Annotated in this window: 1 protein-coding gene (running past one end of the window); it reads left to right on the forward strand. The window is 67.7% G+C overall.

Annotated elements, in window-relative coordinates; translation table 11 throughout:
* Positions 1-15350: the 3' portion of a non-ribosomal peptide synthetase gene (locus HY019_RS04105; protein ID WP_290688560.1), read on the forward strand. It extends 13324 nt beyond the left edge of the window; the window shows 15350 of its 28674 coding nt (coding positions 13325-28674); its start codon lies beyond the left edge, outside the window; the stop codon is at positions 15348-15350.
* Positions 15351-15361: the final 11 nt, after the last annotated feature.

Here is a 15361-nt window from a genome sequence, read left to right on the forward strand (position 1 = left end):
TTGATACGCCCACGCTGGAGGCCATGGCGGCCTGGATCGACGCGCACATCGACGCACAGCCTGGCTCACCATCAACCACGTCAGACCCGATCATCCAGGCCCCCACCATCGAGCCCATGGGCAGAAGCGAGGCCATGCCGCTGTCCTGGTCACAACAGCGCATGTGGTTCCTCGATCAGTTCCCTGGCGCCGCTGCCGCTTATGTGCTGCCACTGGCGCTGCACATGCAGGGCCCTTGGGGTGCCACGCAAGATGCGGCCTTGCAGGCCAGCCTGGATGCCTTGTTGACACGCCACGAAGCCCTGCGCGCCCGCTTCACCATGGTGGATGGCGTGCCGGTTCAACACCTGGCCGCGCCCGCTTCTCTGCACATCGAGCACGTGCAGGCCGGGCAGGATCAGCCTGATCTGGCCCAACTGCTGAGCCTGCATGGCCCAGCCATCCAGGCCCCGTTCGATCTGGCCCATGGGCCGCTCGTGCGCGCCCGCCTGATCGAGGTCTCCGGCACGGAGCACGTCCTGCTTCTGGCCATGCACCACATCGTGGCAGACGGCTGGTCACTGGGTGTGCTGACGCGCGAGCTGGCCCAGTTGTACGCCGCCGCGCTGGCGGGTGAACAGGCCGCCCTGCCCCCCTTGCGCATCCAGTACGCAGACTATGCCCACTGGCAACAGGGCATGCAGGCCGACGCGCTCATGGCCGAGCAACTGGCCTTCTGGCAAGCCGCACTGGCCGGCGCCCCGGCCCTGCTGGACCTGCCAACAGACCACCCTCGCCCCGCCGTTCAAAGCCATGCGGGTGACCTGATCAGCCTGGTGGTGCCCGCCCCGCTCACCGCGAAGCTGCAAGCGCTGGCGACGCGCCACGACGCCACGCTGTACATGGTGCTGCTGGCGGCATGGGCCATGCTGATGTCCCGCCTGAGCGGCCAGCGTGATGTGCTCGTCGGCACACCGGTGGCCAACCGATCGCACCCTGAGCTGGAAGGCGTGGTGGGCTGCTTTGTCAACATGCTGGCCTTGCGCCTGCAACTCACACCGCACGACAACCTGGGTGCCGTGCTGGCCCAGGCACGCAGCCAGACACTGGCCGCGCTGGCCCATCAGGACCTGCCCTTTGACCGCGTCGTGGAAGCCATCACACCCACGCGCAGCCTCAGCCATAGCCCGGTCTTCCAGACCACGCTCAACCTCCAGAACACCCCGCACGCCGCGCTCAAGCTGGGCGAGCTCACCTTGAGCACCATCGACCTGCCCCGCCTGGGCTCCCCCTTTGACCTGAACCTGACCCTGCGTGAAGAACGCGGTGCCCTGGTCGGCGCCGTCGAGTACGCCACCACCTTGTTCGAGCCCGGCACCATCCAACGCTGGATCGACAGTTTCCTGACGCTGCTCGACGACATCACCTTTCATGATCAGCGTGATCCGCACAGCAACTTGAGCTGGCGCGCGCTGGCCTGGCTGTCTCCTACGCAGCTTGAACAACTGCGGGCCTTCAATGCACCGCCACTCGCCCTGCCCCCAGCCCGTCTGGAGCAACTGTTCGAGGCCCAGGTCAGGCGAACCCCCCATGCACCCGCGCTGGTGTCTGACGAAGGCACACTGAGCTATGCCGAACTGGATGCGCTCGCCACGGCCATGGCCGCGTCCCTGCGGCAACAGGGCCTGGCAGCGCAAGGCCTGGTGGCCATCCTGCTGGAGCGCCGCCCCGAGGTGTTCGTGGCCGTGCTGGCCGCACTCAAGGCCGGTGCCGCTTATCTGCCGCTGGACCCGGCCTACCCTGCCGCACGCCTGGCCTATATGGTGTCGGATGCGCAACCGCAGGTCATCGTCACGCAGCACAGCCTGCGGCACCTGCTCGAGGGTGTGGACGCAGGCAAGGCCGCCCAGGTCCTGCTGCTTGATGACAACACGCAGCCCGCCGAGCCCACCCCCTGTTCGCCCGCTGATCAAGCCACACCACGCCGGTCCGAAGACGAGCTCGCCTACGTGATCTACACCTCGGGATCGACCGGCAAGCCCAAGGGTGTGATGGTGAGCCACCGTGGCCTGTGCAACCTGGCGCACGCCTCGATCGAACCGCTGGGCTTGACGCCCGACAGCCGTGTGCTGCAATTCGCCTCACCGAGCTTCGACGCCTGCGCCTGGGAATGGATCATGGCGCTCACCACCGGTGCCAGCCTGCACCTGGCCAGCCGGGAAGCCCTTTTGCCTGGGGCCCCTCTTCAGGCCACGCTGCAGGCGCGTGGCATCACCCATGTCCTGCTGTCGCCCTCGGCACTGGCGGCTGCCCCCCTGGGCCGCGGCGGCGATCAGCTGCAGACCCTGATCGTCGGAGGCGAAGCCTGTCAGGCCGCGGTGATCGAGCCCTACCTGCGCGCCGGTTTGCGCGTGGTCAACGCCTATGGCCCCACCGAAGCCTCGGTGTGCGTCACGCTGCACACCTGCACCTTGCCGCCAGAGCCGGTAGATGCAGCGCTTGCGCCCACCACCCTCAGCATCGGCCACCCCTTGCGCAATACCCGCCTGCATGTACTCGATGAGGCCTTACGCCCTGTGGCCATGGGGGTTGTGGGCGAGATCTACATCGGTGGCATCGGGCTGGCGCGCGGCTACCTGGGGCGTGAGGCCCTGACCGCCGAACGCTTCGTCACCGGCTCACCTCAAGCCTGGCCGGAGCGCTTGTACCGCACCGGTGACCTGGCCTGCTGGCGAGCCGATGGCAGCCTGGACTACAAGGGCCGGTGTGACGACCAGGTCAAGCTGCGGGGCTTTCGCATCGAGTTGGGTGAGATCGAAGGCCAGCTGCTGCGTTGCAATGGCGTGCGTGAAGCCGCCGTGCTGGTGCGGGAAGACCGGCCCGGCCAGAAGCGGCTCGTGGCCTATGTCGCTTATGTCGCAGACGCAACAAGGGATCTTGACGAGGGCGCGCCATATGGGCCCGACACCCTTCGCCAGCAACTCAAGACCATGCTGCCCGAGCACATGCTGCCCGCCGCCATCGTCGTGCTGGACCAGTTGCCTCACACCCCCAACGGCAAGCTGGACCGCCAGGCCTTGCCGCCACCCGCGCCCCTGGACACGGCAGACACCCCGTCCACCTTTGAAGCCCCCGAAGGCCAGATCGAGATCGCCCTGGCCAAGGTATGGGGCACGCTGCTGGAGCGCGAGCACATCAGCCGCCACGACAGCTTCTTCGACCTGGGTGGCCACTCCCTGCTGGTGATGCAGATGATCGAGGCCCTGGGCCGCCTGGGCCTGCGGGCCAGCGTGCACATGGTGTTTGCCTCGCCCAGCCTGCGCGAACTGGCACAGGCCATGGCCACGCAAGCGCATGACGCGGGCTCGCACGCCTTGCCACCCGGCCTGCTGCGCGCCATCCCCGGTGGCAGCACCCGCATCACACCTGACATGCTGCCGCTGACCGCACTCAGCCAGGCCCAGATTGACACGCTGGTGGCCAGTGTGCCGGGTGGTGCAGCCAATGTGCAGGACATCTACCCGCTGACGGCCCTGCAGGAAGGCATGCTCTTTCATCACCAGCTCAGCGCCGACACGGGTGATGCCTACATCCTGCCCGTGGCCCTGAAGCTGCACGACCAGGCTACGCTCGATCGATTCTTCGTGGCCCTGCAAGCGGTGGTCAACCGCCACGAGGCCCTGCGCACCGCCATGGCCTGGCAAGACCTGCCCCAGGCCATGCAGGTTGTCTGGCGCCAGGCATCCCTGGCCATCGAGCAGGTGCACCTGAACGCGCCAGCACCCTTGCCTGATCAGATCGCTTCCTGCATGGCCGTCGAGCGCCTGCACATGGACCTGCGTCAGGCCCCCTTGATCAAGCTGCAGCAACTGCAAACCACATCGGGCGAAGCAGGCCCGCGCTACCTGCTGCTGCAACTGCATCACATCGTCTGCGACCACATCTCGCTTGAGGTGGTGCTGAGCGAAGTGGCCGCGCTGATGACGAATCAAGGCGAGATGCTGCCTGCACCCACCTCGTTCAAGGCCTTTGTGGCCCACAGCCTTCAGCAAGACGACGAGGCAGCGGCTCAGGCCTTCTTCCAGTCTCGCCTGGGTGACTTCACCGAGTGCAGCGCGCCTTTTGGCCTGCTCGACACACAAGGCCATGGTGCCCCCATCAACGAGCACACCCTCCCGCTGGACGAGGCCCTGGCCGCCAGCTTGCGCCAGACGGCCCAGACCCACGGCGTGAGCCCGGCGGCCCTCTTCCATCTGGCCTGGGCCTTGGTGCTGGGCCGCTGCAGCGCGCGCGAAGACGTGGTCTTTGGCAGCGTGATGTCAGGGCGCCTCAATGACGCGGCCACCAGCGCGGGTGCCCAGCGCACGCTGGGCCTGTTCGTCAACACCCTGCCCATGAGGCTGACGGCCGAGGCCTCTCGCGGCACGGTGCACGATGCCCTTCAACAGGTCCACCGCACCCTGCTGGATCTCGTGCGCTTCGAGCAAACGCCTCTGTCGCTCGTACAACGCTGCAGCGGCGTGCCAGCCGGCTCCCCCCTGTTCACGGCCATGCTCAACTACCGGCACAGCACGGCGGCTGACGCGGCGCCCTCATGGGCCGGCATCGAGGTGCTGGCCAGCCAGGAGCGCAGCCACTACCCTGTGTCACTGTCGGTGGACGACACGGGCCAAGGCTTCACCTTGTCTGCCGAAGTGCAGCAGCCCCCGCAGGCAAGCCGGCTCAATGCCTACATGGTCAGCGCACTCTCCGGGTTGACGCAGGCACTGGAAAAGCACGCCAGCCACGGCACCAGCACCGCCCTGCCCGCCATCGACATCCTCCCCATTGCAGAACGGCAGTTGCTGCTCCAGGCCCCCACCCAGACCAGCCCGTTTGTGCCGGTCCATGAGCAGATCGCCGCCATGGCCAGGCTGCAGCCCGACGCGCCGGCCGTCAGCGCTGCCACAGACGAGCAGGCCACCGCATCGCTGAGCTACCGCGAACTCGACCAGCGTGCCGAACAACTGGCCGCGCGCTTGCGTGCAGCAGGCGTCGGCCCCGAGCAGATCGTGGGCCTGAGCGTGGCGCGCAGACCCCAGCTCATCGTGGCGCTGCTGGCCATCCTCAAAGCCGGTGGGGCCTACCTCCCGCTGGATGCGGCCTATCCGGATCAACGCCTGGGCCAGATGCTGATGCAAGCCCGCCCGCGCTGGATGCTGGTCGACCAGGGTTCGCAAGACCGCATGGCCCAGTTGATCCAGCAGGGCGCGCTGGGCACACAACTCATCGCCTTGCACGACCAGCGCAGCCCCGCTCCGGCCATCAAGCCCGCACTGCCCCACGCGCCGGTTCAAGGTGCGCAACTGGCTTATGTGATCTTCACCTCGGGCTCCACCGGGCAACCCAAGGGGGTGATGATCGAGCACCGCAACCTCTCGGCCTACGTGCACGCAGCGGCCAAGGCCTATGGCCTTCGTGCGCAAGACCGGGTGCTGCAGTTTGCCTCCATCAGCTTCGACGCCGCGGTTGAAGAGATCTTTGCCCCCTTGTCGGTTGGCGCCACCGTGGTCCTGCGCAGCGAGGACATGCTGGCCTCGCCACGCCACTTCATGGCCGCCTGCGTGCAACATCGCTTGAGCGTGCTGCCCCTGCCCACAGCGTATTGGCGCGTGCTGGCCACCGCCAGCGATGACGAGTTGCTCTCCCCCTTGGGCGCGGCCAATCCGCCTGACACTGGCGTGGCGCCCCCCTGGCGCCTTGTCGTCATTGGCGGTGAGGCTGCCACGCCCCAGGCCCTGCAGCGCTGGCAAGCACGCTTTGGCCAACACGCCAGGCTGCTCAACAGCTACGGCCCGACCGAAACCACCGTGGTGGCCACGGTGGCCGAAGTCCCCGCGCGCTACAGCACCAACGCTGCGGGCCGTCAGCCGCACGATGCCGTGAGCATCGGCCGGCCCCTTGCCGGCACCACCATCCGCATCCTCGACGCACACCAGCGGCCCGTGCCCATCGGCGTCGTGGGCGAGATCCACATCGGTGGCGCCCAGCTTGGTCGAGGCTATCTGGGCCAGCCCGAGCTGAGTGCCGCGCGCTTCATCGTGGACCCGCTCGCCAGCCCCGGCAACCCCAGCAGCCCCAACAGCGCCAATAGCCCCGAAAGGCGCCTCTACCGCACCGGCGACCTGGGCCGCTGGACCGCACAAGGCGACGTCGAGCACCTGGGGCGCAACGACGACCAGGTCAAGCTGCGGGGCTTCCGCATCGAGCTGGGCGACATCGAAGCACGCCTGATGCAGGCACCGGGCGTACGCGAAGCGGTTGTCGCCTTGCGCCGCCTGGGTAACGCCAATGGTGATGGTGAAGGCGAATCCCAGCTGGTGGCCTATGTCGTGCCAAGGGCCCAACAAAGCGACGCGGCACAGGTGCGGCACAAGCTGCGGGCCGAGCTGGCCAGTAGCCTGCCTGACTACATGCAGCCCCACGCCCTGGTCCTCCTGCCGGTGCTGCCCTTGTCACCCAACGGCAAGGTCGACCGGCGTGCATTGCCCGCCCCTGATGCACAGGCCTTTGCAAGCCACCAGTTTGAAGCGCCCCACGACGAACGCGAACAGCTGCTGGCCAGCATCTGGGCCGATTTGCTGCATCTGCCTCCCAGTCATGCGGTTGGCCGCCAGGACAGCTTCTTTGCATTGGGTGGCCACTCCCTGCTGGTGATGCAGTTGATCGAGCGCCTGCGCCAGGCCGGCTGGGCGGTGCCCTTGCGCCGGGTGTTCGAGCATGCGCGCCTGGCGGATCTGGCGGTGGCCCTGCAAGCGCTGCCAGACAGGCCCGTGTTCAGCACTGAAAGCAGCACCAGTCTCATCCCCCTCGGTGCCCAGGCCATCACGCCGGACATGCTCGACCTGTGTGCGCTCCAGCAGCAACAGATTGACCGCATCGTGGCCACCGTGCCGGGCGGTGCCGCCAATGTGCAGGACATCTACCCCCTGGCCCCCCTGCAGGAAGGCATCCTCTTTCATCACCTGTATGCGAGCACACCAGGTGAAGCCGCACCCCAGGAAGACCCCTACATCCTGCCCTCCATCCTGAAGCTGGACAGCCGCGCCCACCTGGACGCCCTGCTCGGCGCCTTGCGGGGCGTGATCGCGCGCCATGACGTGCTGCGCACCGCCATCGTCTGGCGTGCTCTGCGTGATGCCACCGACGCTCAAGGTGCCCCGGCGCAGGCAGGCGACAAAGCACTCATCGCGGTCCAGGTCGTCTGGCGCCATGCCGACCTGCCCGTGTGCGCGTTGCCCCTGGCCCCAGGTGAGGATGCACTGCCCCGTCTGCAACAAGCCCTGAGCAGCCCCCAGCACATGGACCTGGAGCAGGCGCCCTTGTTGCGCATCTGGCTGGCCGCTGCGGCACCCGATGCGCCCGACAAGCCCGACGCACCGTGCTACGTCGCCATCCAGGTCCACCACATCGTCAGCGACCACGTTTCACAAGACATCGTGCTGCAAGAGGTGCAGGCCCATCTGGCCGGCCAGGCCGCGAGCTTGCCCAAACCCGTTCCCTACCGCCACTTCATTGCCCACGCCCTGCAGCCGGCGCATCAAGAGGCAGCCCGCCGCTACTTCACCGACAGGCTGCACGATGTGGACGAGCCGACCGCCCCGTTCGGGCACACCGATGTGCACGCCAGCGCATCGCACCACGCGGGCCCGCAGGAGGCGCGACAACAACTGCCTGCCCCACTGGCCAGGCTGATCAGGGAACAGGCCCTCGCCTGCCAGGTCAGACCCGCTGCGCTGATGCACGCTGCGTGGAGCCTGGTGATCGCACGTTGCAGCAACCGTCAGGACCTGGTGTTGGGCAGCATCCTCTCGGGTCGCCTGCAAGGTGTCGCCGGCGCCGACCGCGTGATCGGCATGTTCATCAACACCTTGCCCCTGCGCGTGCAACTGGCCCATGCCAGCGCCACCTCCTTGGTTCAAGCCGTGCACACCGAGCTGCTGGCCCTGCTGGCCCACGAACAAGCCCCGCTCACCCTGGCCCAGGGTTGCAGCGGCGTGCCCGGCACCCTGCCCCTGTTCACTGCGGTGATGAACTACCGCCACAGCGCAGCAGCCCCCTTGGGGGCGGGCGCTTCGGCCCTGCAGGGCATCGAGCTGGTCTCCAGCCAGGAGCGCACCAACTACCCCTTTGCGCTGTCAGTGGACGACCTGGGGCAGGACTTCCGTTTGACACTGCAGGCACAGCCCTCCGCGGACCTGCCCATGGCCGAGACCCTGGCCGAGCGCCTGCTGGCCTTCATGTCGCAGGCGCTAGCCTCGCTCACTCAAGCCCTTGCGCAAGCCCCGGATACGCCCGCCGCCGCGCTGGCCGTGCTGTCCCAAGCCGATCAGCAAGGGCTGCAACAGGCCGGCCAGGGCCCCGCCACCACGGGCCGGCATCAACAGCCCATCCACACCCTGTTCGAGCATCAAGCCCGCTTGCACCCGCAAGCCACCGCCCTCATCGAAGGCACGCGCCAGTACAGCTATGCCGAGCTGGACACACGTGCCAACCAGCTCGCACACCACCTGCAAAGCCGGGGCCTGTTCGCCGGGCAAGCCGTCGCGCTCTGGATGGGGCGCGGCATGGACATGGTCGTGGCCGAACTGGCCACGCTCAAGGCCGGGGCCTACTACGTGCCCATCGCCACGGACACCCCGGCCGAGCGCGCCCGCTTCATACTGCGTGACTGCGGCGCACGCATCGTGCTTGCCAGCCACCCCGCACCAGATACCGTGCTGGCAGGCTGCGAGGTGATCGACATGGCCGGGCATGCGGCGCACCTGGCACAGCACCCGATGGATGCCAGCCCAAGCTCGATCCAGCCGCGTCCTCTGTCCAGCACCGAGGCCATCGCTTACGTGATGTACACCTCCGGCTCCACCGGTCAACCCAAGGGAGTGGTCGTGCCGCACCGCGGTGTCACCCGCGTGGCGGTGGACAACGGCTATGCCCACATCGGCCCGCAGGACCGCGTGGCTCACATCAGCAACCCCGCCTTCGACGCCGCCACCTTCGAGGTCTGGGGTGCCCTGCTCAATGGCGCGGGCCTGGTCGTGATCGACGCCGACACCGTCCTGAATCCAGCCGCCTTGTGCCACACCCTGATGGACAGCGGTGTCTCGGTCATGTTCATGACCACGGCCTTGTTCAGCCTGCATGCGCAGACGCTGGCGCCGGCCTTTGCACGCTTGAACTACCTGCTCTTCGGTGGCGAAACCCTGGACCCCGGCCCCGTGCGGCATGTCCTGCAACATGGCCGGCCACGCCACCTGCTGCACGTCTACGGCCCCACCGAAACCACCACCTTCGCCACCGCCCACGAGATCCATTCAGTGGACGATGCCGACACCACCGTGCCCATTGGCCATGCCATCGCCGGCACCCACATCCATGTGCTGGATGACGCCATGCGCCCCCTGCCCATGGGGGTGGTCGGCGAGATCTGCATCGGCGGCACCGGTGTGGCCCTGGGCTACCTGAATCGTCCCGACCTGAGCCGCGAACGCTTTGTGACCGTTGACGGCCACACCCTCTATCGCACGGGCGACATGGGCCGCTGGCGCGCACCGGGCGTGCTCGACTACATGGGCCGCAATGACCAGCAGGTGAAGATCCGCGGCTTCCGCATTGAGCCCGGCGACATCGAGGCCTGCCTGCTGCTGCACCCCGGCGTGAAGGAAGCCGTGGTCATCGCCCGCGAAGACCAGCCCGGCCAACGCCGCCTGGTCGCCTATGTGACCTGGTCCGGCACGCCGCCCATGGCCGAGCCGGACACCAGCGCGCTGCGCGCCCACCTCAAAACCAGCCTGCCCGAGTACATGGTGCCCAGCGCCATCGCCGCCATCAACGCATGGCCACTCACCCCCAACGGCAAGCTTGACCGCCGTGCCCTGCCCGCACCTGATTGCACTGGTGCAGCACAACAGGCGCACGAGGCCCCGCATGAAGGCATCGAGCAGGCCATGGCCGCCATCTGGTCCAGCCTGCTCAACCGCAGTGGCCTGAGCCGTGACGACCACTTCTTCGACCTGGGTGGGCATTCCCTGCTGGCGGTGCAACTGGTCAACCGTGTACGTGACCAATGGGGCGTGGCGCTGCCACTGCGCCGCGTCTTCGAAGCGCCCACGCTGGCCGGCCTGGCACAGGCCGTGGCCGAGCTGCGCCTGAATGAAGCAGGGAATGAGGCCTGGCACAAGGCCCAGCCAGACCTCATCCCGCAGGCTGATCGACAGCAGCCCCTGCCCTTGTCACTGGCACAGCAGCGCCTGTGGTTCCTCGATCAGATCGAGGGGCTGGCTTCTGCCTATGTGATCCCGGTGGCACTGCGCCTGCAGGGCGAGCTGGACCTGGCTGCCCTGCAAGCCGCTTTCGACGCGCTGATCCAGCGGCACGAAACCCTGCGCACGGTTTTCCCCACAGTGGATGGCCAGGCCACCCAGCGTGTGATGCCCGCCACAGGCCTGGACTTGGCCATCATGGACCTGACGCCACGCCTTACGCCACATGAAGCCACCGATGCGGCGACCGACCCGCAAACCAAGGCGCAACAAGCCGAGCGGCTGGCACGCGAGGCCGTGCTGAGCAAGCCATTCGATCTCGCCAAGGGCCCCCTGGTGCGTGGCTGCGTGGTCCGCCTGAGCCCACAGCATCATCTGCTGTTCGTGGCCATGCACCACATCATCTCGGACGGCTGGTCCATGGGCGTGGTGGTACGCGAACTGGTGCAGCTGTATGCCATGCAGCATCAAGGCCTGCCTGCCGCACTGCCCCCCTTGCCCATCCAGTACGCCGACTATGCAGCCTGGCAACGCAGCTCCATCCGCGGCGACACCCTGAGCAAGCAGGCCACCTTCTGGCGCGAGGCGCTGACAGGTGCCCCCGCGCTGCTGGCCCTGCCCACGGACAGACCCCGCCCCGCCCAACCCAGCCATGTTGCCCAACGCGCCGCCGTTGCGCTCGGCCCGGTCTTGCGCACCGCGCTCCAGCAGGCGGCGCAACGCCATGGCGTGACGCTGCACATGCTGCTGTTGTCGAGCTGGGCCCTGCTCATGGGCCGCCTGAGCGGGCAGGACGATGTGGTCATTGGCACCCCCGTGGCCAACCGCCCTCGACAAGAGCTGGAGGGGCTGGTGGGCTTCTTCGTCAACACCTTGCCCTTGCGTGTGCCACTGCAGGATGAGGCCACGCTGGGCAACTGGCTGGGCACCGTGCGCACCCGTGCCCTGGCTGCCTATGCCCATCAGGACCTGCCCTTTGACCAGATCGTCGATGCCATACAGCCGCCGCGCAGCCTGGCCCACGCGCCGGTCTTCCAGGTGCTGTTCAGCCTGAACAACACGCCGCCTGCATCCGGCAGCCTGGAGGGCCTGAGCGTCAGCCCGCTGGAGGTGGACGCCCAACACACCCAGTTCGATCTGGCCCTCAGCCTGCAAGAACACGATGGCGATGTCGTCGGCGCGCTGGAATACGCGAGCGAGCTGTTCAACGCCGACACCATCCAGCGCTGGTTGAAACACTGGACCGTGTTGCTGCAAGCCATCGGCCAGGCCACGCCCGATCAACCTTGCCACGCCCTGGCCTGGCTGGATCAGGCAGACCAACAGCAGTTGCACCGCTTGGCACAAGGCCCAGACCACGCCGAGCACACGGCCAGCCCACTTGACTTGCTGGTACACGAACGCTTTGACCACCAGGCACGTCAACACCCCCTGGCCTGTGCCCTCACCTTTGATGGCCAGGCCATCAGCTACGCCGAGCTGCAACGCCGCAGCGACACCCTGGCCCAATCGCTGCGCGCACAAGGCGCACAAGCCGACCGCATCGTGGCCGTGCTGCTGCCGCGCGGCATCGAGATGCTGGTGGCCGTGCTGGGCACGCTCAAGGCTGGCGCCGCCTACCTGCCCATGGACCCCAGCTACCCGGCAGCACGCCTGCGCTTTATGCTGGACGACGCGCAGCCACAACTGCTGCTGACACACGACTCGCTGCGCGAACTGGCCCAGGACATGGCACCCGGCCACAGGCCGATACAAGCCGATCACACTGATCACGACAACATCGTGGTGCTGTCCGCCGCGCCCGCAACGGTGACCACATCACAAGCAACGCCACCCAGCCGCCCAGGGCCCAATGACGCGGCCTACGTCATCTACACCTCCGGCTCCACCGGCCAACCCAAGGGCGTGGTGTTGACCCATGGTGGCCTGCAGAACCTTGCCAGCTGGCAACAGCAGTATTTCAAGGTGGGCCCGGGCAGCCGCGTCCTGCAATTTGCTTCCTTCAGCTTTGACGCCTGCACCTGGGAATGGATCATGGCCTTGTGCCACGGCGCCACCCTGTGCCTGGCCACACGCGAGGCACTCATGCCCGGCGAAGCGCTGTACGACACCCTGCGCGCGCAACGCATCACCCATGCCACGCTGCCCCCCGTCGCACTCAGCGCCATGGCAGACCAGGCTCACGCGGCCACCTTACACGGCAGGCCCTTGCTGCCCGATCTGCACACCCTGATCGTGGCCGGTGAGGCCTGCCCCTCCAGCGTCCTGGCCACCTGGTCTCAAGGCCGCCGCTTCATCAACGCCTATGGCCCGACCGAGACCACGATCTGCGCCACGGTCCATGCCTGCGACGCTGACACGCACGGTGGCCCGGTGCCCATCGGCCAGCCCATCACGGGCATGCAAGCCCATGTGCTCGACCGCCACGGCCAGCCCCAGGCCATGGGCGTGGCCGGTGAGCTCCACATCGGTGGCATCGGCGTGGCACACGGCTATCTCAAGCGGCCTGAACTCGACGCCGAACGCTTCGTGCCCGATCCCTTTGCCTCCCAGCCCGGCGCCCGCCTTTACCGCACCGGTGACCTGGCCTGCTGGCGCAGCGACGGCGCGCTCATCTACCTGGGCCGCAACGACCACCAGGTCAAGCTGCGCGGCCTGCGGATCGAGCTGGGCGAGATCGAGGCCTGCCTGCGCCAACACCCCGATGTGCGCGACGCGGTGGTGCTGGCTCAGCCCGCATCGCCGGCCTCGCTGGCAGACGGCATGCCGGCGGATCAAACGCTCGTCGCCTTCGTGGTCCCTCACACGCAGGCCGACACCGCTGAGTTGCACGATCCACGGCATCAAGCCCTGCACGATGCCCTGCGCCAGACCCTGCCCACCCACATGCTGCCCGGTGCGATACTGAGCATCGCCGAGCTGCCGCTCACACCCAACGGCAAGGTAGACCGCAACGCCCTGCTGGCCAACAGCCAGCAAGCACGCCAGGCCAGCGTCATACGCACAGCAGACGACGCACCTCGCAACGACCTTGAGCGCGCCCTGTGCCTGCTGTGGCAGGATACCCTGGGCCTGGAGGCGCCTTGCGGCCGCCATGCCGACTTCTTTGCCTTGGGCGGCCACTCCCTGTCTGCGGCCCGGCTGATGAGCCGCGTGCAAGCGCTGGGCATCCGCCTGCCGCTGGCCCAGCTCTTCCAGAGTCCGACCCCGGCGCTGCTGGCATCCGCCGCCAACACCGGCATCCATGAACGCACCCAGCAGGACGCCGCCCCCACACTGCCCTTGCGTGCGCAAGGCCACCGGCCGCCCCTGTTCCTGTTGCACGATCTGGCTGGCTCGGGCCTGCCCTACTTGGCGCTCAGCCGCCTGATCGACGCAGACAGACCGGTTCATGCGCTCACCCTGCCCGACAACGTGCTCGACCTCACACCCGATCGCAAACCGGCTTTCAGCTCGCTGGCCCAACTGGCCGCGCTGCATGCCCAGACCATCCAGCGCGTGCAGCCCCACGGGCCTTACCACCTGGCAGGTTGGTCGGCCGGTGGTGTGCTGGCCTATGCCACGGCGGCTCGGCTCACCGAGCTCGGCGAGCAAGTGGCCTACCTGGGCCTCATTGATGCGCCCTGCCCGGTGCAAGCCCACACGGCCCCACTCGCCAGCCCCACCACGGCCACACCCCATACCCCACGCGAGGTGCTGCTGGCCTACCTGGCCACCACCACCGACCTGGAAGACCCACAGCGCCGCACACAACTGCAACGCTGGGCCGACACCCGCCTCACGCCCACCATCGAGCACATCGTCGATGAGGCCCATCAGGCCGGCCTGCTGCCCGCCCACCTGGACATCGACGCCATCCGGCCCTTGCTCGCACAGGCCAGCGTGCTGGCCCACGCCATCCAGCACGAGGCGCTGCCGCCCCTCCACCTGAGCACACCACTTCACTACTACGCTGCCTCCTCAGGTTCACCAGAACAAGTCCAGCAATGGCACGAGGCCCTGCCAGGTCAGCTCACCGTGCACCCCATCGAAGCCGACCACTGGTCCATCCTGCGTGCCCCGGCGGTCGGCCAGCTCGCGTTGCACATGAACCAGGCGCTCAAGTCGGAGCCGGCGACGTCAGCGCCAGCCGCTTTCACATCGGCACCACCAGCCACAGCCCCCACGTACCCAGTAAGCGGTGCCTCTCCCGTGGTCGTCATCCAGGCGGGTGCCACTTCAGAGAACCCCGTGGTCTGCATCCCCGGTGCGGGTGCCCACGTCACCTGCTTCGTGCCCCTGACGCAGGCACTGGGCCCGCACGTCCCGGTCCTGGGCATGCAACCCCGAGGCCTGGACGGGCAGGCCGAGCCCTTCGCAACGGTGGAAGACGCCGCCGCGCACCACGTGCAAGCCCTGCTGGCGCTGGAGCTGACGCGCCCCATCACCCTGGTGGGCCACTCCTTTGGTGGCTGGATCGCGTTCGAGATGGCCAGGCAATTGCGCAAGGCGGGCCAAGCTGTTCAAACCCTGGTCCTGCTCGACAGCAGGCCGCCTTCCGCCCAGGGTGCCGCGGGCCGCCAGTTCGATCGCCTGGACGCCATCGTGGAGCTGGCACGACTGCTCTCGCAACAGGCCGAACAGGCCGACCAACCGCTGAAACTGCACCGCGCGGACCTCGCCGCCCTGCATGACGACGCGCAGATAGCCGCCCTGCACCGCGCCATGGTCCAGGCCAGGCTGCTGGGCTCATCCAGCCAGGCCAGCAGCCTGGCCGATCTGGTGCGTGTCTTCCACGCCAACCTCAATACACGCTACATGCCGCTGGCCGAGCTGGACGTCGACACCCTCATCGTCTGCGCCAAGGACACGCCCCCCAACCCGGCCCATGCCGGCAGCCAGGACCGCGCCACGCCTTGGCAGCCGTTCACCCCGCGTGCCCGCATCCACACCATCTCCGGCAACCACATGACGATGCTGCAGCAACCTCACATTGATATAGTCGCTGCAAGGCTGCGCCAGCCCCACCTCACGCAGCCTGCGCGAGACCAAGGTCACGGCGCCCCATCGGCCAGTGCGATCAGCCTGTAAAGCAGCCAAAC

The organism is Aquabacterium sp., assembly GCF_016195855.1.
Classification (GTDB): Bacteria; Pseudomonadota; Gammaproteobacteria; order Burkholderiales; family Burkholderiaceae_C; genus Aquabacterium.